This window comes from Vagococcus allomyrinae (assembly GCF_017829975.1).
Lineage (GTDB): Bacteria > Bacillota > Bacilli > Lactobacillales > Vagococcaceae > Vagococcus_D > Vagococcus_D allomyrinae.
In genome coordinates, this window is record NZ_JAEEGA010000020.1 from 20,647 (window position 1) to 43,574 (window position 22,928).

Consider the following 22,928-nt stretch of genomic DNA (forward strand, 5'->3'; position numbering starts at 1 on the left):
GGGTTCAGCCCTAAAAGAAAATAGCAAAATAGTTAAGTGACGCTACTACGCTTCGACCTTCAACTCTTAGTGCTTTACTTCATTGTCCCTTGTCTCTACGCATTAAAATGCTAGAACAACGGCAGCCGTTGTTCTTATTGCTTTAGCAATTAGAAACAAGGGACATAGAAGAGCACCTAGAGTTTGTTGAGAACGAAGTGTCCGCTATCGCTAAATGCTAAAGCATTAAGCATAGAGGCCTTTGTCACTAAACTAATTTTGTCTTTTTTCCGAAGGGCTGCCTCGCGAAGCTAGATCCAAACTACGATATAGAGAAAGTTGTATATTTTCCTATATCGTAAAAAAGGAACAGAAAGATTGCTCTCCCTATTCCCTTTGCTATTAGTTTATCATAATTAATCAGCCATTGCTTCAATATATTTGTAGGCTTCTTGTCCGGCAATACTTCCGTCACCAACAGCGGTGGCAATTTGCCGCAAGACTGTCTCTCGGACATCACCGATAGCATAGATTCCAGGGATGCTTGTTTCCATCTTCTCATTGGTTGGAATCCAGCCCTCTTGATTGGTAATCCCTAACTTTTCAAAAGGTTTAGTTAACGGATCTAAACCAACATAAATGAAAACACCATCTGCTGAAAGTTCTGTCACATCATCTGTTTTAACATTACGTAAAGCTAGCCCGGTCACTTTCATGTCGCTGCCGATAATTTCGTCAACTGTCGTATCCCAAATAAATTCAATTTTATCATTTTTAAAGGCACGATCTTGTAAAATTTTTTGAGCACGCAGTTCGTCACGACGGTGAATAATGGTGACTTTGTCTGCTACCTGAGTGAGGTAACTGCCTTCCTCAACTGCTGAATCCCCTCCGCCGATTACGACCAAATGCTTATTGCGGAAGAAAGGGCCATCACAGACAGCACAATAAGAAACACCGCGACCACTGAACTCGTCTTCGCCAGTCACACCTAATTTACGATGCTCAGATCCTACAGCGATAATCACTACTTTCGTATCGTAATTACCATCTTCTGTCAAAACCGTTTTATAGTTGCCATGATCTTCAATGCCCGTCACAAATCCATAAGCGTGTTCTGCGCCAAAGTTACTTGAATCCTCTAGCATTTTCATTCCCAAATCAGGGCCCGTTACAAGCCCAACGCCTGGGTAATTTTCCACATCTGCTGTATTATTCAGCTGTCCACCTGGTAAACCACCTTCTAATACTAAAACTGATAAATCTGCTCTTGAAGCATAAAGTGCAGCAGTCATACCGCCAGGGCCTGCTCCAATGATAATTACGTCACGCATATATGTACATCCTCTTTCTTTTAAAATTCTATCCTTACTTTAACGTTATCTCCCGCTTTTGTCTACCCTTTTGCCTGTATTCTCTATGTCCTTTTTTTCGAAACAGCCCGTTGGTTTAATGTCAAAGTTTATTGGCATTATGCCCAAAATTAGCCGCTTTAAACCATTAAAGACGATAGTATCTTGACATTATCTGACACTTCTTTAAAATAACCAGTGAACAATAAAATATTTATTTTCCTATTATACTAAAAAACGAAAGGAGATTTCATGAAATTATTCAGAAAAATCTCGATATCTGACCGTGAATTATTCTTTTTAAGTTGGCCGATTTTTGTGGAATTATTCCTCCGTGTGGCAATCGGAAATATCAATGTATTTATGATTTCCAATTATTCAGAACCGGCTGTCGCCGCCATTGGCGCCGCCAATCAACTATTGAATCTATCGGTTTTCGTTTACGGATTTATCACAGTAGGTACTCAAATAATCATCGCCCAATTAATTGGAGCCAGAAAAAAAGAGCAAATCCCCCAAATTATGACGACCGCCTTGATCGGTTCAGTTATTCTTGGGCTGCTCATCAGTTTAGCCTTTATCCTTTTTCCAACCCAACTACTTCGCTTTATGAATTTAGAAGCCAACCTTGTTGAAATTGGCAAAGGGTACATTCGAATTTTCGGTGGCAGTTTATTTGTCTCTTCAGTTTCAGCAACGATTATCGCCATTTTGCGAAGTCACGGGCTAACGAGACCTGCCTTGCTGATCCCAATGACCGCCAGCATCATTGCCGTCATCGGAAACTACATTGCCTTGTACGGCCCCTTTGGATTGCCAAGCTTTGGTGTAGAAGGCTTAGCAATGGCCAGTGTTGTCGGAAATTCAGTGGGACTAATCATTGCCGGCGCCTTGCTGACAAAGCACTTGAATTTCCATCCATTAAAGCTTAAGAGAAGTAATTTTTCGTTACCTGACCTTAAAAACATCTTAACTCTAGGGTTGCCGTCCTCTGGTGAATCACTGTCCTATCAAGCTGCCCAAGTCGTTGTTACAATGATTGTCGCCTCATTAGGCCAAAGCGTCTTAATCGCCAAGTCCTATGTAACGGCCATCACTCAATTTGTCTATCTAGTCGCCGCTTCACTGGCTCAAGGAAATCAGATTATGGTGGGAAGAAATGTCGGAGCAAAAGAATACGACCGCGCCTACACTCGAGGAATGCGAACCATTGTTATCGCCACCATTAGCTCGCTACTTATTAGCACACTGACGCTGATTTTTATTGAACCAATCATGGGAATCTTTACCACCAATCAAGAAGTCATCGAAATCGCCCGGATTGTCTTTGTTGTCGATATTGTCTTAGAAGCAGCCCGCTCGATTAACATGGTCATGGTTAGTGGACTAAACGCCACTGGTGATGTCAAATATCCCCTAGTCTGCAGTTTAATTGTTTTGTGGGTCATCAGCTTGCCATTTTCCTATGGACTCGCTATTTGGCTGAAAATGGGCCTTGTTGGGGTCTGGGTTGCTTATGCGATCGATGAAGTACTACGCAGCGTACTGATGATTTATCGATGGCGCTCTGGTGTTTGGCGAAGTAAGTCTACGATTACCTAGTCCTTCTCAAACACATGACGCTCATCAAAAGAAACAGACGCTAGTTCCTTGTACCACCTACAAGAAACTAGCGTCTTTAACTGTTTTTATAGTAGTAAATAGCTAATTGAGTACGGTCTCGCAATTGTAATTTATCCAACATCGTACTGATGTAGTTCCTGACAGTTCCCTCACTTAGAAACAGTTTCTCGGCAATTTCTTTATTGTTAAGCCCTTCAGCAATTTCGGCCAAAATCGTTTGCTCTCGCTGACTTAAACAGTCGTCAATTCGATTATCAGCAGACTTAGCAGACAATAAGTTTGGCATTAAACTGACGATTTGCTCGCCAAAAACCGATTGTCCAACCTGAACTGCTTTGATGGCGGGGACAATGGACTCAAAGTTTTGCTTAAGAATATATCCTTTTGCGCCAATTTTCAATGAATGAATCACGTAGTCATTGTCTAAAAAGGTGGTCAAAAATATAATCAATGCCTGAGGAAACTCTTGTAAAATAATTTCGGCAGCCTCCAACCCGGTCATATCTCCCATCCGGATATCCATCAATAGGATGTCCGGTTGCGTTTGTCGATAAAGGTCAATCCCTTCTTGACCAGAATTCCCCGTGCCAACAACCTCTATCTCAGCTTGAGCACCTAAAATCGTCTTGAGAGACAAGCTTACCAATTGGTCATCATCAATAATTAAAATGCGCATTTATTCTTCCTCTTTTCTTTTTGGCACGATGGCCAGAACCTGAAAACCATCAGCTTGTTGCTCAGTGGTTAACCGTCCTCCTTGTTTGCCAATGCGCTCTTTCATACTATTAAGCCCCATACCAGTTTCCAGTGGCGTTTTCGTATGGTTACGATTGCCATTATCTTTGACCAATATCCGATAAAAAGCCGGCTGTTCCACAACCTCCAAGATCACTTTCGTACTGTTTGTATGCTTCATCACATTGGCCAGAGATTCTCTGATAATCATCAAAACATCCATTTTTAAACTGGCACTTAACGGCTGTTTGACCGCATAATGAAACTCAATTGGGCATTCTTGAAACCGATCAACGATCTGCTCCAAGGATTGCTTTAAATTCAAAGAGTCATCGTGAAGATCGTGAACACTCTCCCTGATGTTCTCCATTCCTTCTTGGACCGTAGCATCTAGCAGTTTTAACGGTTCTATTAAGGTCTCATCTTGATTTAAGACCTTCAATGCCCCAATTTGGATCAGCGAACTCGATAACAAATGCCCCACATTATCGTGGATGTCTCTGGCAATCCGGTTCCGTTCTTCTGAGATTCCCAAGGTTAAGTTGAGATTTTGCTCTTCAATCAATTCAAAGTTCTGCTTCTCCAATAAAAATTGTTGCTCATTGCTCGACAATGACAACGCCTGATGATCATCTAGAAGCCTTAAATAGTTGCCTGTCTGGCTATTTAAATAGACTGCCAGCAGCCCCAGAAACAGATAAAAGAGTAGCACCGAAAAATCATCCAAATAACTGATCACAATCAACACGAGCCCAATAAAGGGAAACAGGATGTAAGTCGATAACTTTTCCCTTTCTAAAAGATCATACAAGAGTACAGGAAATAATAAGGCGTATTTAGAAAAGAAGACAGCCAAAATAATGGTTCCTACCAGCACACTGCCTTTGACTAAAAGGTTCGACTGATACACGATCAAGAGACTGCTAACAACCATCAACAAAATAAGGCCAATATCTTTAACCACAAACTCTTCTTGATAGAGATTTAAGGCACATCCAACTAACAACAACCCCTTATTTTTTAAGCCATACTTTACATCAGATAACATTTTCTATTCCTTCCTGACCGAATTGTGACATTTGTCACTTTTTGATTAGTCGATAGTCACTGTTGTTTTCACGCCATTTCATTTATAGTAATAGTATACCTGATAGACAACAAAATCACAGTTATTTTTTAAATAAAGGAGCTTACTTATGACAACCAATCAAACCATTATCAACGTAACAGACTTAGTAAAAAAATACGACAGATTAACCGCTTTGGATCACTTTAATTTAACGGTAAAAAAAGGCGAAATTCTCGGCTTACTTGGACCTAATGGCAGTGGAAAATCAACTTCTATTAACTGTATCCTGTCACTGCTTACTTACGACCAAGGAGAGATTCAGCTTTTTGGCGAAAACATGGCCCCTGATAAAACTGAGCTAAAACGCAAAATCGGTATCGTCCCACAGGAGGTAGCCGTTTTCGAAGAACTGACAGTGTATGAAAACATCGACTATTTTTGTGGGCTTTACATTAGCGACAAAACCAAGCGGAAAGCGTGCGTTGCTGAGGCCATTCGGATCGTTCAACTGGAAGACTTCAAACAATTTTACCCTAAAAAACTAAGCGGCGGATTAAAACGACGCCTCAATATTGCCTGTGGGATTGCTCATGAACCAGAACTAATTTTTTTCGATGAACCAACTGTGGCCGTTGACCCACAGAGTCGCAACAATATTTTGGAAAGCATCCAGGAATTAAATCGTAAAGGAGCAACCATTGTCTACACTTCTCACTACATGGAAGAAATCGAACAAATTTGTACGGAGATTGTGATCATGGACAAAGGTGCTGTCTTAGCCACAGGAAATAAAGACGAGCTGAAACGCATGATTCAAACCAGTGAAAAATTGCAAATTGATCTGCCCCTTTGTCCACCAGATCTGCTTGAGAACATAAAAGAATGGTCTGGCGTACTCCACGTACAGTACGACGGCACAACTTTGCGATTGGATACGTTAAAAGAAGAAAAAGTCTTATTAAAACTTCTGCATCATCTTGAATCGATTGATTTACTTTTTGGTGATTTTTACAGCTTACAACCAACCTTAAATGACGTCTTTTTAGAAATAACTGGCAAACAATTGCGGGATTAACCAACAAACCAGTTCGGAGGAAAATTATGTTTAATCATTTGCTTAACTACCGTTTAAAACAATTAATAAAAAATAAAAGTATCATCTTTTGGAGTTTATTTTTTCCGATCATTTTAGCTTGTTTTTTCAAGATGGCCTTTAGCAATTTAGATGATCAATTTACGTTCAAAACCATCCCGGTAGCTATCGTTGAAACCACTGCTTCACCTGAAAATGAACGGTTTACTGACTCCCTTAAGACTGCTCAAAACAATGATCAGGCTATCTTTAAGGTGTCACATTTGAACAAAAAAAAGGCCGAAACAGCCCTAAAAGAAAATCAGATCAGTGGTTACTACTTACTAAGTAACGACGACCCGACGCTAGTTATAAATAACAATGGGTTTAATCAAACCTTTCTAAAAGATTTTTTACAACAGTTTACTTATATTTCCGCTGCCATGGCAGATGTCATCAAAGAAAAACCAGAAGCTTTTTCTGAGCGTCTAGTAGAAGAACTTCTTAACACTCACAGTTATACTGAAAAAACAAGCTACAGCGAAAATAACCCAAACTCAACTACTTTATACTTCTTCACTGTCATCGCGATGGCTTGTATGTTTGGCATGAATTGGGGAATTAAAAATAGCGCTGATATTCAAGCTAACCAAAGTCCGAAAGGCCTGAGAATGAGTATGAGCCCTGTAAAAAAATCACTCTTAATTTTCACAAATTTATTAGCTGCTTTTCTGATTTTCTTTAGTGAAATGCTGATTGTCCTTAGTTTTATTCGCTTTGTTTTAGGAATTGATTTTGGTAATCGCTGGTCACTGATCTTGTTAACCTGTTTATTGTCTTGTCTCTTGAGTATTTCTTTAGGCTCGTTGGTCGGTAGCTCAATTAAAGGTAACTACAGTTTAAAATCAACGATTGTCACAACAGTCTCCGTCTTTGGCGGCTTCTTATCGGGAATGATGTTCCCAGATGTCAAATACTGGATTGATCAACATGCCCCGCTAATTGCCTGGCTTAACCCAACCAGTCTAGTGACCGATGCTCTGTATAAACTATTTTATTACACCGACCTAAACAGCTATTTTATGACCATTGGCATGATTGTTGTCATGACCGTGATCATTAATATCGCCAACTATCTAATTATGAGGAGACAAGCTTATGCCAATATTTAAAGCCTTTTTTAATATTGTAAAAAAGAATAAACTGACCTTTATTTTAGCCATCGCCATTAACCTGGCTATTACCATCGCTTATTCACAAATCAATCAAACAGAAAACGGAGGCACCTTTGAGGCAGATAAAAGTCAAATCGCCGTTATTAACGAAGACAATGGGCTGATCTCTCAAACATTAGTTGACTACTTAGGGGAAAACAGCACCGTGGTTTCAATTGACACGTCTGAAAAAGGGCAACAAGACGCTCTCTTCTTTAAGGAAGTCATGTATATTGTGACCATTCCTAAAAATTTTTCTACTCAGTTAGCTGCCGGAGAGAAACCCACTCTGCCGACAAAGTCAGTCCCTAACTCACAAGCAGACTTCCAAACAACAGCTCTAATCAATCAATTTGTCAATAAAGTCGCTTTTTACTATGAGACATTTCCCGAAAAAAGTGACGCTGCCATCATTAACATGGTAACAGACAACTTAGCAAAAATGCTACTGTGTCATTCGAAGCTGCTGACACAACAGAAAATAAAAATGAAACGGCTCGGATCTTTAATTTATTGGCTTATGGTCTCTTTATGACGATTCTGTCATCCATTGGCATCGTCAGTATCTCAATGAACCGCCAAGACTTAAAAGCTCGCAATAATTGCTCGCCTCTTTCTGAGCGCAAACGAAGTACCTACTTTTATTCAGCAGTTGCACTTTTTTCCTTTGGCAGTTGGCTAGTTTTTGTGGCAATTAGTCTCGTTTTATCTAAATCAAGCCCTACTGATTTAATGACCCAACTATTATTACTGAATGCCTTCGTGTTCTTATTGGCGATGATTAGTCTCGCCGTAACCGTGGCCTATTTTGTAACCACAACCGAAATGATTTCAGGACTTAATAACATCCTTGTCTTAGGTACATGCTTTATCAGTGGCGCCTTTGTTCCTCAAGAGATGATGAGCGAACCAGTTTTAAAAATCTCGTCCTTCTTTCCAACTTATTGGTTTATTACAAATAACCATTTAATCGCCGATTTAGAAACCTATAATTCTCATACCCTAACAGAATTTTATTTCAATCTCGGTATTTTATTACTCTTTGTTTTAGCCTTTGCCTTAATCGGCTTTATCGTTCGTAGAGAACGCGGTGGCTTAACAAAATACCAATTAACACCTAAAAAAGCTTAAAAAAACTGTCTATTCCTTTCAAAAAAAGGAGTAGACAGTTTTTTATTTATCACTCTTGCTTACTTTTTTGCAAACGATACATATCATAATACAAACCACCTTGATCGATTAACTGATCGTGATTCCCCCGTTCAACGATCGTCCCCTTATCTAAAACAAGAATCAGATCTGCATCACGAATGGTCGATAATCTATGGGCGATGGCCAGTGTCGTCCGACCTTGACGCATTTTCGCCAAGCCCTCTTGAATCAAGCCTTCTGTCTCAGTATCAATATTGGCTGTGGCTTCATCCAGAACCAATATTTTCGGATCGGTTACAATTGTTCTTGCAAAAGAAATCAATTGACGTTGACCACTTGAGTAACTAGCCCCACGTTCAATTACTTTTGCGTGGTATTTGTCCGGCAAGGTATTGATAAATTTATCTGCTTGCACAAATTCAGCTGCATCTCGAATTTGATTATCTGTAATGTCTTTATTCAACATGCGAATATTTCCCGAAATATCCCCATAAAACATAAAGGCATCTTGGAGGACTAGCCCCATTTTTTTTCGCAATTCCTCCATCGGGTATTGACGTATATCTAGGTCATCAATTAAGATCTCCCCTTCATAAAACTCATAAAATCGCATCATCACATTGATGATAGAGCTTTTCCCACTACCAGTATGACCGACTAACGCCACGGTTTCACCGGCATTTGCCACGAAACTGATATTTTTTAATACCTTATGCTGGCCATCATAAGAAAAGCTGACATTTCTAAATTCCACTTTGCCAATGCTGATTTCCGCCTTTGCATCAGGATCTTGTTGTGGGGCTAATTCTTCATCGTCCATAATTTTCAAAATTCGACTGCCAGCCACCATTCCATCTTGAAAAACACTCAGAAAATCCATCATGTTAATCATCGGTTGAAAAAAAGTTCTCACATAGGAAATAAAGACAAAAATAACCCCAACTTCCAATGGTCCTTCCAATGAAATAACCCCAAAATACCCCAGAACTAACCCCATTGCCAAGGCAACCAACAAATTAATCACTGGCGCTAACAAAAGCGAGTTTGTTCGAATCATTTGAAAACGGGTTTGTAAATACTCTTCATTGGTTTTATCAAATTCTTTCTCTAACCGCTTTTCTTGGCGAAACTGTTGAATGATACTCATCCCAGAAATAGACTCGTTTAACTTGGTATTTAGCTGGCTCAAACGCTCGCGCATATTGCGATAAACTCTCGAGCTAAACTGTTGATAATACCAGATAATTACCAATAAAATTGGTAAAAAGAACAAACAAATCAAAGTCAGCTTAACATTAATGGTAAACATGGCAGCAAATGACGAAACAATCCCAAAGATTCCCGTTAAGACAAAGAGAAAGACATACCAAAATTCAAACAGTGATTCTGTGTCATTTGTGACGCGAGACACGATTGAACCAGCTGGTGTCTTATCGAAATATCGCATCCCCATCGTGTGAAGTTTTTCAAATAGCTGACTGCGAATGTGTTGATAGGTTTTTAAAGACGCCTTTGAATACAAGTAAAACTGAAAAAACCAAACGACCGCTTTGATTAAAGTACCCACTAAATATAAGAGGGCGAAGAATAAGATTGTTTGTTGCGTAGCAGTTTGCGGCTGTAAATAGTCATCAATTAACACTTGAATAATCTTTGGCATCATGATGTTAATCACCGATAAAACAACTGCTAATAAAATTGCCACTGAAAATTGAAGCTTGAAGGGTTTCGTGTATTTTAAGAGACGCTTGACGATCGTCACCTGTTCTTTAACAGGAATTGATTTGGCCCAAGCGGATTCAACTTGTTCTGACATTAATCGCTACCTCCTTCAATTTTGGCTTCTAACTGCTGTTGATCGTACATTTTGGCATACCAGCCATTTAAAGCAATTAGCTCATCATGATTGCCACGTTCCACAATCTGACCATCTTCTACCACAATAATTTCTTGAGCATGCATTACACTGCTAATGCGATGCGCAGCAATAATCGTGGTTTTATCACCACGAATCGTTTTCAAATTGGAGAGAATTCGCTCCTCTGTTTTAGCATCAACTGCTGATAAGGCATCGTCCAAAATCAGCAACTCAGGGTTAATCATCAACGCTCTAGCGATTGATAGCCGTTGTTTTTGCCCACCGGACAACGAAACACCCCGTTCACCAACCATCGTGTCATAACCTTTTGGCATGTCGACAATATCATCATGAATCGCAGTCAGTTCCGCTGCTCTTTCAACCTCCCCTTGACTGCCCTCAGGATTAGCAAACCGAATATTATCACGAATTGTCATAGAAAATAAAAAATGATCTTGCGGCACATAACCGATTGAATTTAGTAGGGCATCTAAGGAATAGTCCCGTATATCATGACCCCCAAAGGTAATCATTCCTTCGTATTCATCGTACTCTCTTAACAAAAGCTTCATAATAGTGGTTTTGCCAGATCCGGTTTTACCCACGATTCCTAAGGTACTTCCTTCTTCAATTTTAAACTGAACATTCTTTAGTGTCTCAACTTCATCATCGTGATAGCGGAAAGAGCTCATGTCAAAATTCAACTGTCCCTTAGCCACTTCTTGAATAGCCCCTTCTCTTTCAACGATATGTGATTTTTCATGCAACAGCTCTTGAACACGATCATAGCTGGCACTACCTCTTTCCAAAACGTTAAACAAGCGACCGATGGCAAACATTGGCCAAATCAACATGGAAATATAATCAATAAAGGTAATTAACTGACCAATCGTAATCACATTTTTCATAATAAAGGTCCCACCAACGATGATGGTTAAAATGTAAGACAGTCCAATAATTAGGGTGATGATTGGATCAAACAAGGCATCTAGAACATTGACCCGGTTAACTTTGACAATCGCATCGTTGACTTTTTCCTGAAAATCTTCCATGTCTTCTCGCTCTTGACCAAAAGTTTTGATCACTTTTATCCCAGTAATACTCTCTTGGGTCTTATCGTTAATTGTTGAAAATGCTTCCTGAGACTTTCGAAAAGCACCGTGTAGCTCCGATCCTAATTTTCGTGAGGTAAAAGCCAGTAGCGGCAATGGCAATAAAGCGATTAAGGTTAAACGCCAATCTACAAAGAGAATCATGGCAATAATCGTGACACCGCCGTTTACTAGCGAATCTGCGAAAGTTAAAATCCCCGCACCTGCGACATTTTGAATCGCAGATAAATCATTCGTAGCGTGAGCCATTAAATCCCCTGTTCGGTATTTTTGGAAAAAAACGTTATCCATCACAGTAAAGTGATGAAACAATTGCTTTCTTAAAGATTTTTCTAACTTAGCGGCACTTCCCCAAATATTAGTCCGCCAAACATAGCGTAAGATGTACTGTAAGATTGCCACACCTACCACAATGCTAACCCACATAATTAAGCGTTTAGCCGTCAGAGTTTTGTCAGCAATTTCATCAATGACAATTCCGATAATTCGCGGCGATACAATTTGTAACATTGACACAATCACAAGTGAGGTCACGCCAATAATATAGGATTTTCGTTCTTCTTTAAAAAACCATCCCAGTTTCCTAAAAATCTGCATCTGTTCTCCTTCAACTCCTCATTTTCAAATTTGAGTACAAATCTCTCCCTGTCCTTCGTTTGACGGTTTAGCGTTCAAAGGCGCAAAAAAACAAGCAGATTAAAAAATCTGCCCGTTTTTTTGTTTTCATACGATTAGCTTCAAAATACTATTTTTTTTCAGGCTTACCTGCCTGATTTTTCATATTTTGCATCATTTGACGAATTTTCTTCTCAGATGGTTTTTGTCCCATTTGCATCATCATCATACGTAACATATCCTCATTAACGGGAGGATTTTTCTTTAAGTAATCTTCCATATATTTACGCGCAAGAAAGAATCCACCAACTGCGCCTAGTGCCAAAGCAATGATTGCGATTAAAATTACATATCCTGTACTCATTATTACCTCTCCTTCCTTTCAACTTGTACTCTCAATAACCAATTGTACTAAAAAAGAGCTCAAATGAAAAGTTAAAACTTAAAAATAAGTAAATCTTTTTTTTATTACCATTTAAAAAAGAAAAAAAGTCTATCCAGCCGTTATCTCTGTTAATAAATTTTCGTTAAAAACCCCTGAGCGCAACATGGCAATTTCATGCTTATAAGGAGCTTTTGCTGTTTTTTTATCTTCCCCAACATAGGGTGTTTCCAAAATCTTAGGCAAATCGGCTAATTGTGGGTGATGAACAATTCGATTTAAAGCTTCAAAGCCAATGGTACCAAAGCCTATATTCGCATGACGATCCTTGTGAGAACCTCGTGGATTTTTAGAATCATTGACGTGAACCACCTTTAGACGATCCAAACCAATAATGTTGTCAAATTCAGCTAATACCTTATCAAAATCTGTCACATCATACCCCGCATCATTAATGTGACACGTATCAAGGGTGACAGATAATTTTTCGTTAAACGTGACACCTTCAATAATCGCAGCTATTTCTTCAAAACTCCGACCAATTTCAGTCCCTTTCCCAGCCATGGTTTCCAGTGCTATTTGCGGAATTTGATCACGTGTCAAAACTTCATTTAAGCCTTTGATGATTTGCTGAATCGCCGCCTCTGGACCGGCCCCAACATGAGCTCCTGGATGCATGGTGATTTGAGTACCACCCAAGGCCTCTGAACGACCGATCTCTTCTCGTAAAAACTGCGTGGCAAATCCAAAATTTTCTGGTTTAATCGTGTTACCTAAATTGATGATATAAGGGGCATGGACCACCATATGACTTAATCCTTTTTCTGTCATCAAAGCTTTTCCCGCTTCAATATTCATGTCTTCAATCGCCTTGCGCCGCGTATTTTGCGGTGCTCCTGTATAAATCATAAAAGTACTAGCCTCATAGCTAGCCGCTTCTTCTGCCGATCCTAATAACATTTTTTTCCCACTCATACTAACATGTGATCCAATTAACATAATTGATAGCCTCCCTTTTCTATAGGTTTAATCTCTCAATCAAACCTCAACTCCTAAATTGTATAACTCTTTGGCCCAAGTCTCAATATAATTGCCTTAATTCCTAAAATTCTCCCCTTTTAGATTCTTGCAAGACATTACCTATCCCTATAACAATCACTCAACAAATAGATGGTTAAATTTTCCATTAGGTGACAATTTCTTAAGGTTTCCCCATTAACTTTCTTGAAAGCTAGGCATGTCCTTATTTATTTGTTATAATTAACCGATATAATCTATAGTTTGAGGTGAATTTTTTGTTGTTTAATCGAAATACTAAAAATAAAATACAGCAATCATTAGGGACGGCTAAAGACGCTTTCGCTAAAAGCGACCAGACAGCTAAAGATAAACTACTCTTTGCCTTTAATGTCACCTTCGATGTGTTGAAGTCCTTGATTTACTTCATCGTTGTGGTTTTCCTCTTTTTAGGTGCTTTAGGCGGTGGTATCGGCATTGGCTATTTTGCCTACCTTGTTTCAGACACGCCAGTTCCAGATAAACAAGAACTGCAAAATAAAATAAATGATGTTGAACAACTGTCGACCATCACCTATGCCGGTGGTGAAAAAATTGCTGATATTCGTTCTGATTTAATCCGCACAAACGTGGCTTCAGATCAAATCTCACCCTTAGTAAAAAAAGCTCTTATTTCAACCGAAGATGAGTACTTTGATGTCCACAAAGGAATTGTCCCTAAAGCCGTGATCAGAGCGCTGGTTTCTGACGCAACTGGTCTTGGAGGATCTTCTGGTGGGTCAACGATCACTCAGCAACTGGTTAAACAACAAGTCTTGACTAGCGAAACTTCTTATAAACGAAAAGCCAATGAGATTGTCTTGGCTATGCGAGTTGAAAAATTTTTCTCAAAAGATGAAATCATTACGTCTTACCTTAACGTCTCACCTTTTGGCCGCAACAATAAGGGACAAAATATCGCTGGTGTCCAAGAAGCGGCTAAAGGGATTTTTAATACAACCGCCGACAAGTTAAACTTACCTCAGGCTGCTTTTATTGCCGGCTTACCTCAAAGTCCAATTAGCTATAGCCCTTATCTTAATACTGGTGAGTTACGCGAAGATCAGTCATTGGGCTTAGAACGTAAGGATCAGGTTCTATATAATATGTACAAAGAAGGATATATTACCAAACAAGAATACGATGACGCTAAAAACTACGACTTAACTCAGGACTTTAAACCGAGTGAAGATGTAACAGACAATGTCAACGGTTATCTATACGATTATACCTACGACCAAGCCATTAAGATTCTCATGCCGATTTACTATGAAGCGGACGGACTTAAAACAGAAGACCTGACTAACAACGATAAACTCAGCTCTAAGTATTACGATATTGCCGCTCGAGAGTTACGCCGAGACGGGTATACCGTGCAAACAACCATTGACAAAACTGTCTATGAGGCCATGCAAAACGCCACAGCTAATTATGCTGGGATGTTTATTGGGGATTATGGTATCGAAACCAGCAGTGTCTTATTAGATAACCAAACAGGTCGAATTATTAGCTTTATTGCCGGGCGCGACTTTAATCAAAATAAAAACAATCACGCCTTTACAACCCGACGCTCACCAGGTTCCACAATCAAACCCATCCTAGCTTACGCACCAGCGATTGATGCAGGACTAATTGGAAGTGAATCAAAACTGTCGAATTTTTCGCGAAAATACAAAGGTGACGACAGCGACAAAGACTTGATGAACTACAGCCGACAGCCCTCAACTGGCTTTGAATCTGCTAGACAAGCCTTAAAGATGTCTGATAACGTACCTGCTGTCGAGCTTTATCTGGAACTGCTAAAGGTGGCGGATCCTAAAGAATACTATGATAAAATGAATATGACCATGACCGATAGTGATTTTTACGGCGTTGAATCAATTGCTGTTGGCGGAACTACAAAAGGACCGACTAACTTGGAGCAAACCAATGCCTTTGCTACCTTAGCGAATAAAGGGAGCTACTCCCAGGGCTATTCGATTGAAAAAATCACTGATAATAATGGTAACATCATTTATCAACATGAAGTCAAACCCGTTTCAGTTTTCTCACCTGCAACAGCCTCCATTATGAATGACATGATGCGTGACGTCATTACTAGCGGAACAGGAACAATGTCCAAAAATACGCTAGCTAGTATGGGGAGTGGCTTAACCAATGCTGACTGGGTCGGCAAAACAGGAACATCAGAAAATAATGGTGACTACTGGTTCATCGCCTCAACACCAAAAGTCAGCTTGTCCAATTGGATTGGTTATTCAGATGCTGTCATCCCAATGGATGCCGCCTATGGACAGAACAACATGCAGTTATGGGCCTACATTGCCAATGCTGCCTACGAGGCTAACCCTGCCCTATTTGGTATTACTGAGCGCTTTACGCTTGATCCTAGCGTCATTCACGCCGAAGTCTCTGACTTTAGTGGACAGAAGCTGGGAACTGCTATGGTTGAAGGCAGCACATGGACTGTGCCAGGTAAAAAAATCGAGTCACTTTGGGCTAAAACTGGACCGTCAGCGACCCAATTTAGATTTGGCATGGGCGCAACAGATGCTCAATACCTTAAAACTTGGAACGATAGTTATGTTAAACCTAAAGCACCAGCTAAAACAACACCAAGCAGTTCGACCAATCGCACAAATTCCAATGTAACCAATAATGTTACTGAGAAAAAAGACGATGAAGACGACTAAACTCAACACCCCCTGAGACAAATGTCTCAGGGGGTGTTTTTATGAAAGTTAAGTTATGCTAACTGGCTGCCATTACTTGCACGCACTTGTTTATACCAACTAAACGATTTTTTAAGCGTTCGTTTCAAACTTCCCTGACCATCATTATCTTGGTCGACATCAATAAAGCCATAGCGCTTCTTCAGCTCGCCGGTTCCTACTGAAATCAAATCAATAGGTCCCCACATCGTATAACCAATTAGTGCAACCCCATCTCCCATCGCTGCATTCAGGCTCAATATCTGTTCGCGTAAATAATCAATGGGATACGGCCATCTGCCTCAACATCCAGCAGCGGCACTTGATAGCAATCATAGAGTTTGGTTAATGTCTAACGCCATCCGACAGGATCTAGTTGCCAGCCCCAATCACTGCTCGCTAAATAAGGATTTTTCGCGCTTCCCATTAAATTCCCCATGGTCAATTCATGCCCATTCTCAGCCGAGACACTGCTAGAAAAAGAGTTGTTGTCCTCATAAAAAAACTGGTGGAAATGTCCTTCCTTTTCCCTCTTGCTTGCCACCTCAAACTGGTGACATTATATGAGCAAGGTCAGCATTTCGCTGCCTGCTAGGATGTTTTTAGAATTCATCGGAATAATATCCAAATAATCTGCTGTATTTGTAATAATCACTGGTGTTTCCATGGAATAGCCTTCTTTTTTTATGGCTTCTAAATCAAAACTTACCAATAAATCACCCGTTGTCACTTTCTCGCCTTGAACCACATGACTTTCAAAATACTTGCCATCTAATTTAACGGTGTCCATCCCCAGATGAATTAAGATTTCACAACCGTTATCCGAAATAATACCAATTGCATGTTTCGTCGGAAATACAGTCATAACCGTTCCATTACAAGGAGCGTAGACCTTCCCTTCAATCGGTTCAATCGCAAGTCCTTTCCCCATAACTTCCTGAGCAAACGCATCGTCGGCCACTTGACTTAACGGCATAACCGATCCTTTAATCGGACTCATTAACACTTCTTTTTTGACAGATACTTTCTCTGTAGCAGCTACAGGCTCTGCCACCGCATCATCTTTATACATCGCATAGGCTAAGCCAAAACTGATCACCATGGCAATCACAATCGCAATACACACTTGCACAACACCGGTCATTGACCCTGCTTCTGTATCAATAAAACCGGGTAAAGAAAAAATACCTAAACCAGCCATTGTATACACTTTCAGATTAAAGAAACCAGCAACAGCTCCTCCAACAGCCCCACCAATACATGAAATAACAAACATCTTGATTCGCGGCAAAGTAATCCCGTAAATTGCTGGCTCAGTAACACCAAAAATACCTGAGATCCAAGCAGGAAAAGCAATATTTTTCAGTTTTTGATTCTTCGTTTTTAACCAAATAGCCAGCACAACAGCTGTTTGAGCAAATGAGACGACAGAAATCATCGCCATGAATGTGTCTGGTGTACCACTCATGACATTCATCATTGAAGGGACGATCATCATCATGTGAACACCAAACAGCACTAGCACCTGCCAAGAAGCACCGACGATTAAACCGCCGATAATTGGGCTAAAGCCGATAATACTGTTAATCACTTCCCCAATCAGAACCCCGATTAAGTTTGCCACTGGTCCTATCACAATAAAACCAAGAGGGATCGCAATCAACATCACAAGCATCGGCACCATAAAGGTCTTAATGACATCTGGTATTACCTTGTTAAAAAATCGTTCAAGCGGCGCAGCTAAAGCCACAATCAAAATGACAGGTAAAACAGACGAGGTATAGGTGGCATTCACGTTAAACCCAAAGAAACCTAAATCCACCCCGTTGATTGTTGGATAACACAAGGCTGCTCCAATAACAATTCCTAAAATCGGATTTGATTTAAGCTTACGAGCCGTATTATAACCTAAAATAACTGGGAAGAAGTAAAACATTGCATCCCCAATCGCATTAATTAGCATATAATACGAACTGTCCATGGTATAAACACCACTAATCGCTAAAACCGTGTTTAGCCCTTTAATAATTCCAGATGCTGATAAAATCGCAATCGATGGCATCATGATTCCCGTGATCAAATCAAAAAACTTGTCTTTAAAGCTCATCTTCTTACCAATCGCCGCTGCGTCACTTTCATCACTGATCCCTGCTTGCTCACGTACCACTTTATAGACATCGGGCACGTGATTGCCAATGACCACTTGATATTGTCCACCGGCTTTCATGACAGTGACAACCCCATCCATATTTTTTAACACTTCGTCATTTGCTAACGCCTCATCTTTAAGATTAAAACGCAACCTTGTGACACAGTGGGCTAAAGAGATAATATTCTCTTTACCACCAACATTTGCAATAATGTCTGTTGCTAATTGGTTATATTTTTCCATTTGTAAGTCCTCCATAATATTTGATTTAGTATCAATGTTCTGAAGGTTTGGCCAACTAAATGTCACCATCCAAAATAAAAAAGTTACCTTTGTGTGCTCCGTCTCCTTTCCTTATAAGATGTATTAATCTGCCTCAAAGACAGGAATAAACTATGTTTTAGTTTTATAAATCAAACGCTCAATGTGAATAGTTAAATACAACTGTTCTTCGTCGGTAATCTCATAATGGTATTTTTCTTTAAGGAAACCACTGATTTTTTTTACACTGACATAGGCATTTTGATATTTTTCTTTAATAATAGCAAACAACTCTGTCTCACTCTCATCATCATAGGCCTTTTCACTAGTTAAACGCTGGGAGAAAAACTTCAAATGGGTGATAAAGCGATAATAATACACAGATTCTTCGTCAAATTCAATTTGAAAATGATATTTGACAATATTTGATATTTCTTGCATCACTTTGGTAATCTCATAAACAGTCTCTAAATCTTCGTCCATCGTGGCATTAACCAGGTGAAGGGTAATAAACCCCGCCTCATCTTCCGCTAAGCTAACACCAAAACGCTCTTCGATCATTTCCAAAGACTTTTTTCCAATAATAAATTCGTCTTTATAAAATCGTCGGATATCCCACAACAAAGGATTTTTTATTATCACACCATCTTGGAAGCGTTGGATAGCAGTGAAAATATGATCGCTTAGAGAGATATAGATGCTGTCATTGATTTTTTTGCCCAGATGAGTTTTGGCATAACTCACGATATCACGACTTAACTCAAAATACTCAATTGGAATTTCTGCCAACATCGCTTCAATTTGATGAACATTTTCATGATCTTTTAAAATGAAAAGCTTATCGATCAACTCTTCATTAATCGCCATCCCTATCTTTTGTTGGTAGGCAATGCCGCGTCCCATGATGATAATTTCATTTCCTTGTTGATTTTTAGAAATAACCACATTATTATTTAATATCTTCTCTATGATCATTCACATTTCCCCCTAATAAACAGAAAAAACCTATTTATAAACCCACACAAAATAACCCAGTTATTTTGGTACGCGTTTATAAATAGGTTTAGCTCATCGACTGACAATAACTATCCTATTGAGTATTATGCCATAAAAAAAACGTTTCCGCAACCCTTTTCAGGAAACGGTTTCAAATATAGCTGTAAAAATAACCTGTCAGTCTTGCTGACAGGTTACCGATTTAGCTCATTACTTGGTAGAACCTTTTTTCACGATACCGTGAGGTAAAATAACACTTTTCTCGTCAATTTCTTCCTTGTTCATCAATTTAGTCAACAAACGCATGGACACTGCACCGATATCGTACAATGGTTGTGTGACACTGGTTAAGCCAGGACGAATCACATCTGTTAGTAAAGAATTATTACTGGTAATCACTTCGAATTCTTCCGGAATTTTAACACCGCTGTCGATTAACCCATTGGCGATTCCAGTTGCTAACTCATCATCCACTACATAAGCCGCTGTAGCGCCACTGTTAATAATCCGTTGGCTCAACTCGATTCCAGCTTTGTATTGATACTCAGATTCAAATACCAATCCTTCACTGTATTTCAAACCATTTTCTTTAAGAGCCGCTTTATAACCAGCTAAACGTTCTCTGCCATTAATAGGGTCCAATAAAGCGCCACTTACAAAAGCAATTTTTTTATTGCCATTTTTAGCTAATAAATCGGTCGCTTCTTTAGTTGCTTCTTGATAATTAATATTGACAGAGCCGACTTGATCATCTGGATCGATTGAACCAGCTAAAACCACAGGTGTTTTAGAGCGAGAAAACTCACCGCGGATCGCTTCAGTAATATGATGACCCATAAAGATGACACCATCCACTTGTTTAGCCAACAAGTTGTTTAAAACGTTGATTTCTTTTTCATCGTTACCATCAGAATTAGCTAAGATGATATTGTACTTGTACATCGTTGCCACGTCATCAATCCCACGAGCCAATGAAGCAAAGAAAATATTACTTACATCGGGAATAATGACCCCAACAGTCGTAGTTTTCTTGCTTGCCAAACCACGAGCTACAGCGTTAGGACGATAATCTAAGCGATCGATTACTTCTAATACTTTCTTACGAGTAGCAGGTTTCACATTTGGGTTCCCGTTGACAACACGTGACACAGTTGCCATTGAAACGTTTGCTTCACGGGCAACATCATAAATCGTAATTGTTTGTTTTTCCATAATAATTTTTCTCCTTTTTGTATGAGGTTAATCTTTTCTGATATTCTAAAAGCTTAATTCTCACCTATCTGAACTATTCTTTGCTAAGCAAATTGGATGAATGTACCTGTTTTCCATTTTCAGAAAAACCAGTTTACATTTCTCAACTTTAAGATTACCAAATTTAGCCAAAATTTGCAAGCGTTTTAATATATTTTTTCATGAAAATTTAAAGAAATTTTCAAAATAACCTAAAAAAAAGAATTATCTGTCAAATTTCACAGACAATCCTCTTCTATTTAATTAAACTCTAATTATCTTGAAGCTCTTCAGCCTGATCCTCAAGCTCCCCGATAATTTCTCCAGCATAATCATCCGTTGCCACAATCGCTTCTTCAGCAACATCTGTCACATCCAAGATTATATCCGTCGATTCATCGGCTAAATCAGCTGCCTGATCGTTGAGATCATTGGCTGTTTTTTTAAACTTATCAGATAGATCGTCCGTCTGACGTCTTAGGGAAGACAATGCTTCTTCAGACCCTTTGACAGCCTTGTCTTTAACTGTTCCAGCAAAATCGGTTGCTTGTCCCGTAAAGTCCCCCGCCTTGTCCTTAGCCAAGTCTGCATATTCATAACTTTTCTCTTGAACGTACTCACCATAATCAAAGATTTTATTTTTTAGATCATCTGTCTGTTCAGCTAACTCTTCACGCAATTCTTTGCCGGATTTTGGAGCCAATAAAAGAGCCGCCACCGCTGCAGCCGTACCGCCGATAATCACACCTAAAAAGAAACCACCTGATTTTTTTCCCATGACTAAATCCTCCTCGACATTTTCTATTTTTTAAAGAACCTAAATGCTGATTTACCTAACTTTGTGGCAACGGATGCCTTCGCCGCATTGCTGCTGATGACGCCAACTTTACTCGCTACATTACGACTAGATGCATTTAAATCGGACACACTCTCACCTAAATCGGCAACTGCTGTAAATAACGGGTCAATCGTTTCCACTTTTTGAGTCACATCCGCCAACAATTCGTTGCTTTTTACTAGTAATTCTTCAACTTGATAGGTTAGAACATTGACATCTTTTGTTACCGCTTGAATGGTTACATTTGTTTCATCTAAAATTCCTGATGCCTTATCAATCGCCTGATTGGTCTTTTCGATTGTCTTGGTTACTTTCGGGATAATCATCACACAACTGATAATTATTACCACAACCAAAATGACAAAGGCAATGGCTGCAATGATAGCTGCAACTTCTCCACCGGTCATATACACTGTCCTTTCTTTGACTTACTTGAACCACTGTATTTAGAATAACACCTAACTCCTAAATTCTCAAATAAAAACTAAGGTTTACTAAAAGATTCCACTGAATGAGAGTATTCTGATACAATAGAAGGGAAAAGAAAAACAAGAAAGTAGTTGGAACCATGAACTTATTTTTTTTAACCGCCACTGTTGATTCATCAGAAAGCCCTATTATTGAAGAAGCCACCAAAACAGCCAATGCCTTTGTCAATTATTGGAACAATCTTAATTGGGATCACTTAATCGCGACCTTTATTTCCAAGAGCCTGCTGATACTTTTGACCATCCTGATCGTGATGACGATCAAAAGGGTTGGCATGAAACTCATTAGACAAGGGTTTAACAACTATAAAATCAAAGATAATTACAGTGAAAATCGAGTTGAAACACTTCATAAATTAACCAGCAATGGGTTTCAATACACCCTTTATTTTATTCTGCTATACACCTTGTTATCCATTTTAGGTGTTCCCGTCGGCTCCTTAATCGCTGGAGCGGGAATTGCCGGGATTGCCCTTGGACTCGGTGCTCAAGGCTTTATCAACGACATCCTAACTGGTTTTTTTATTATTTTTGAGCGACAGGTAGATGTTGGCGACCATGTCATAATTGATAGTATTGAAGGCACGGTTGTTGTCATTGGCCTGCGAACCACCCAAATAAAAAGTTTTAATGGGACCCTTCATTTTATTCCCAACCGTAATATTTCCATCGTCAGTAACTTGTCCAGAGAGAACATGCGCGCCTTAATCGAACTTCGAGTGAAGCCAGACCAAGATTTAGAACAAATCAATAAAATTATTGAACAAGTCAATCAAGAGCTAGTTCCCAACTATCCAGAAATCAAAAATGGCCCAACCAATCTGGGCGTTGCTGACTTGGGCCAAGGAAATCTAGCCATTAGAATCGTCATGTATGTAAAAAATGGGGATCAATCCCGGATGCAATCACTATTTTTGGCCGCTTATATCAAAGCGGTGACAGCGGAAGGCATTATTTTACCTGAGTCTCCGCTAAATCTAACGAAATAAACTCAAGAAGGACGGCTTCGGGTCGTCCTTCTTGAGTTTATTATGGC

19 protein-coding genes and 1 pseudogene are annotated in these 22,928 nt (G+C 39.4%); 7 read left to right on the top strand and 13 right to left on the bottom strand.

The window, feature by feature from the left end; translation table 11 throughout:
- Window positions 1–395 precede the first annotated feature (395 nt).
- Window positions 396–1,313 carry a thioredoxin-disulfide reductase gene (gene trxB / locus I6N95_RS22865; RefSeq protein ID WP_209531798.1) on the bottom strand — a complete coding sequence of 306 codons (918 nt, stop codon included), beginning with the start codon at window positions 1,311–1,313 and terminating at the stop codon, window positions 396–398.
- A 270-nt stretch (window positions 1,314–1,583) separates the two neighbouring features.
- Between trxB and I6N95_RS22870 the strand changes: the two genes are divergently transcribed.
- A complete protein-coding gene (locus I6N95_RS22870) occupies window positions 1,584–2,933 on the top strand; it encodes an MATE family efflux transporter (RefSeq protein WP_209531800.1) in 1,350 nt (449 codons plus the stop codon).
- Window positions 2,934–3,009: 76 nt separating this feature from the next.
- Here I6N95_RS22870 and I6N95_RS22875 read toward each other — a convergent pair whose 3' ends face one another.
- Complete coding sequence (locus tag I6N95_RS22875) at window positions 3,010–3,630, bottom strand: response regulator transcription factor (protein WP_209531802.1); 621 nt, start codon at window positions 3,628–3,630, stop codon at window positions 3,010–3,012.
- A complete protein-coding gene (locus I6N95_RS22880) occupies window positions 3,631–4,737 on the bottom strand; it encodes a sensor histidine kinase (protein ID WP_209531804.1) in 1,107 nt (368 codons plus the stop codon).
- Between the two features lie 148 nt (window positions 4,738–4,885).
- Between I6N95_RS22880 and I6N95_RS22885 the strand changes: the two genes are divergently transcribed.
- From I6N95_RS22885 to I6N95_RS27570, 4 genes are read left to right on the top strand one after another with little or no spacing between them, the layout of a single operon-like run.
- On the top strand, window positions 4,886–5,833 hold the full coding sequence (locus I6N95_RS22885) for an ABC transporter ATP-binding protein (protein WP_209531805.1): 948 nt from the start codon (window positions 4,886–4,888) through the stop codon (window positions 5,831–5,833).
- Between the two features lie 26 nt (window positions 5,834–5,859).
- Window positions 5,860–7,002, top strand: coding sequence for an ABC transporter permease (locus I6N95_RS22890; RefSeq protein WP_209531807.1), 1,143 nt, complete (start codon window positions 5,860–5,862; stop codon window positions 7,000–7,002).
- The gene (locus tag I6N95_RS27565) at window positions 6,989–7,579 is read left to right on the top strand and encodes an ABC transporter permease (protein WP_209531808.1); all 591 of its coding nucleotides are present in this window, start codon (window positions 6,989–6,991) and stop codon (window positions 7,577–7,579) included. The genes I6N95_RS22890 and I6N95_RS27565 overlap by 14 nt, the downstream gene beginning before the upstream one ends.
- On the top strand, window positions 7,495–8,175 hold the full coding sequence (locus tag I6N95_RS27570) for an ABC transporter permease (protein WP_209531809.1): 681 nt from the start codon (window positions 7,495–7,497) through the stop codon (window positions 8,173–8,175). Before I6N95_RS27565 ends, I6N95_RS27570 begins: the two co-directional genes overlap by 85 nt.
- A gap of 49 nt (window positions 8,176–8,224) precedes the next feature.
- On the opposite strand, the gene I6N95_RS22905 is transcribed toward I6N95_RS27570, so the two are convergent.
- The 4 genes from I6N95_RS22905 to I6N95_RS22920 form a co-directional block, all read right to left on the bottom strand.
- Window positions 8,225–10,012: an ABC transporter ATP-binding protein gene (locus I6N95_RS22905; RefSeq protein WP_209531814.1), complete on the bottom strand. Its 1,788-nt coding sequence runs from the start codon at window positions 10,010–10,012 to the stop codon at window positions 8,225–8,227.
- Window positions 10,012–11,763: an ABC transporter ATP-binding protein gene (locus I6N95_RS22910; RefSeq protein ID WP_209531816.1), complete on the bottom strand. Its 1,752-nt coding sequence runs from the start codon at window positions 11,761–11,763 to the stop codon at window positions 10,012–10,014. Before I6N95_RS22910 ends, I6N95_RS22905 begins: the two co-directional genes overlap by 1 nt.
- A gap of 148 nt (window positions 11,764–11,911) precedes the next feature.
- Window positions 11,912–12,148: a YneF family protein gene (locus I6N95_RS22915; protein WP_209531956.1), complete on the bottom strand. Its 237-nt coding sequence runs from the start codon at window positions 12,146–12,148 to the stop codon at window positions 11,912–11,914.
- Between the two features lie 126 nt (window positions 12,149–12,274).
- Entirely contained in the window at window positions 12,275–13,162 is an 888-nt protein-coding gene (locus I6N95_RS22920) for a deoxyribonuclease IV (protein WP_209531818.1), read from the bottom strand.
- Window positions 13,163–13,461: 299 nt separating this feature from the next.
- Between I6N95_RS22920 and I6N95_RS22925 the strand changes: the two genes are divergently transcribed.
- Window positions 13,462–15,912, top strand: a complete 2,451-nt coding sequence (locus I6N95_RS22925) for a transglycosylase domain-containing protein (protein ID WP_347340598.1) — start codon at window positions 13,462–13,464, stop codon at window positions 15,910–15,912.
- A 53-nt stretch (window positions 15,913–15,965) separates the two neighbouring features.
- Here I6N95_RS22925 and I6N95_RS22930 read toward each other — a convergent pair.
- The 6 genes and pseudogenes from I6N95_RS22930 to I6N95_RS22955 all read right to left on the bottom strand — a co-directional run.
- Window positions 15,966–16,411 (bottom strand): annotated as a pseudogene (locus I6N95_RS22930) (family 1 glycosylhydrolase); the annotation flags it as partial.
- Window positions 16,412–16,489: 78 nt separating this feature from the next.
- Window positions 16,490–18,322, bottom strand: coding sequence for a beta-glucoside-specific PTS transporter subunit IIABC (locus tag I6N95_RS22935; RefSeq protein ID WP_209531821.1), 1,833 nt, complete (start codon window positions 18,320–18,322; stop codon window positions 16,490–16,492).
- Between the two features lie 150 nt (window positions 18,323–18,472).
- Window positions 18,473–19,315 (bottom strand): BglG family transcription antiterminator LicT, encoded by an 843-nt coding sequence (licT, locus tag I6N95_RS22940; protein ID WP_209531822.1) that lies wholly within the window; start codon window positions 19,313–19,315, stop codon window positions 18,473–18,475.
- Between the two features lie 231 nt (window positions 19,316–19,546).
- A complete protein-coding gene (ccpA, locus tag I6N95_RS22945; RefSeq protein ID WP_209531823.1) occupies window positions 19,547–20,548 on the bottom strand; it encodes a catabolite control protein A in 1,002 nt (333 codons plus the stop codon).
- A 289-nt stretch (window positions 20,549–20,837) separates the two neighbouring features.
- Window positions 20,838–21,344 (bottom strand): YtxH domain-containing protein, encoded by a 507-nt coding sequence (locus I6N95_RS22950; protein ID WP_209531824.1) that lies wholly within the window; start codon window positions 21,342–21,344, stop codon window positions 20,838–20,840.
- Window positions 21,345–21,367: 23 nt separating this feature from the next.
- Window positions 21,368–21,811 carry a DUF948 domain-containing protein gene (locus I6N95_RS22955; RefSeq protein ID WP_209531825.1) on the bottom strand — a complete coding sequence of 148 codons (444 nt, stop codon included), beginning with the start codon at window positions 21,809–21,811 and terminating at the stop codon, window positions 21,368–21,370.
- A 161-nt stretch (window positions 21,812–21,972) separates the two neighbouring features.
- On the opposite strand from I6N95_RS22955, the gene I6N95_RS22960 reads away from it, so the two are divergent.
- Window positions 21,973–22,881 carry a mechanosensitive ion channel family protein gene (locus I6N95_RS22960; RefSeq protein WP_209531826.1) on the top strand — a complete coding sequence of 303 codons (909 nt, stop codon included), beginning with the start codon at window positions 21,973–21,975 and terminating at the stop codon, window positions 22,879–22,881.
- Window positions 22,882–22,928: the final 47 nt, after the last annotated feature.

What these genes read in the sequence shown, in the direction of transcription:
- trxB (WP_209531798.1), bottom strand. Translation starts at nt 1,313, where the DNA reads ATGCGTGACGTAATTATCATTGGAGCAGGCCCTGGCGGTATGACTGCT.
- I6N95_RS22870 (WP_209531800.1), top strand. Translation starts at nt 1,584, where the DNA reads ATGAAATTATTCAGAAAAATCTCGATATCTGACCGTGAATTATTCTTT.
- I6N95_RS22875 (WP_209531802.1), bottom strand. Translation starts at nt 3,630, where the DNA reads ATGCGCATTTTAATTATTGATGATGACCAATTGGTAAGCTTGTCTCTC.
- I6N95_RS22880 (WP_209531804.1), bottom strand. Translation starts at nt 4,737, where the DNA reads ATGTTATCTGATGTAAAGTATGGCTTAAAAAATAAGGGGTTGTTGTTA.
- I6N95_RS22885 (WP_209531805.1), top strand. Translation starts at nt 4,886, where the DNA reads ATGACAACCAATCAAACCATTATCAACGTAACAGACTTAGTAAAAAAA.
- I6N95_RS22890 (WP_209531807.1), top strand. Translation starts at nt 5,860, where the DNA reads ATGTTTAATCATTTGCTTAACTACCGTTTAAAACAATTAATAAAAAAT.
- I6N95_RS27565 (WP_209531808.1), top strand. Translation starts at nt 6,989, where the DNA reads ATGCCAATATTTAAAGCCTTTTTTAATATTGTAAAAAAGAATAAACTG.
- I6N95_RS22905 (WP_209531814.1), bottom strand. Translation starts at nt 10,012, where the DNA reads ATGTCAGAACAAGTTGAATCCGCTTGGGCCAAATCAATTCCTGTTAAA.
- I6N95_RS22910 (WP_209531816.1), bottom strand. Translation starts at nt 11,763, where the DNA reads ATGCAGATTTTTAGGAAACTGGGATGGTTTTTTAAAGAAGAACGAAAA.
- I6N95_RS22920 (WP_209531818.1), bottom strand. Translation starts at nt 13,162, where the DNA reads ATGTTAATTGGATCACATGTTAGTATGAGTGGGAAAAAAATGTTATTA.
- I6N95_RS22935 (WP_209531821.1), bottom strand. Translation starts at nt 18,322, where the DNA reads ATGGAAAAATATAACCAATTAGCAACAGACATTATTGCAAATGTTGGT.
- licT (WP_209531822.1), bottom strand. Translation starts at nt 19,315, where the DNA reads ATGATCATAGAGAAGATATTAAATAATAATGTGGTTATTTCTAAAAAT.
- ccpA (WP_209531823.1), bottom strand. Translation starts at nt 20,548, where the DNA reads ATGGAAAAACAAACAATTACGATTTATGATGTTGCCCGTGAAGCAAAC.
- I6N95_RS22950 (WP_209531824.1), bottom strand. Translation starts at nt 21,344, where the DNA reads ATGGGAAAAAAATCAGGTGGTTTCTTTTTAGGTGTGATTATCGGCGGT.
- I6N95_RS22955 (WP_209531825.1), bottom strand. Translation starts at nt 21,811, where the DNA reads ATGACCGGTGGAGAAGTTGCAGCTATCATTGCAGCCATTGCCTTTGTC.
- I6N95_RS22960 (WP_209531826.1), top strand. Translation starts at nt 21,973, where the DNA reads ATGAACTTATTTTTTTTAACCGCCACTGTTGATTCATCAGAAAGCCCT.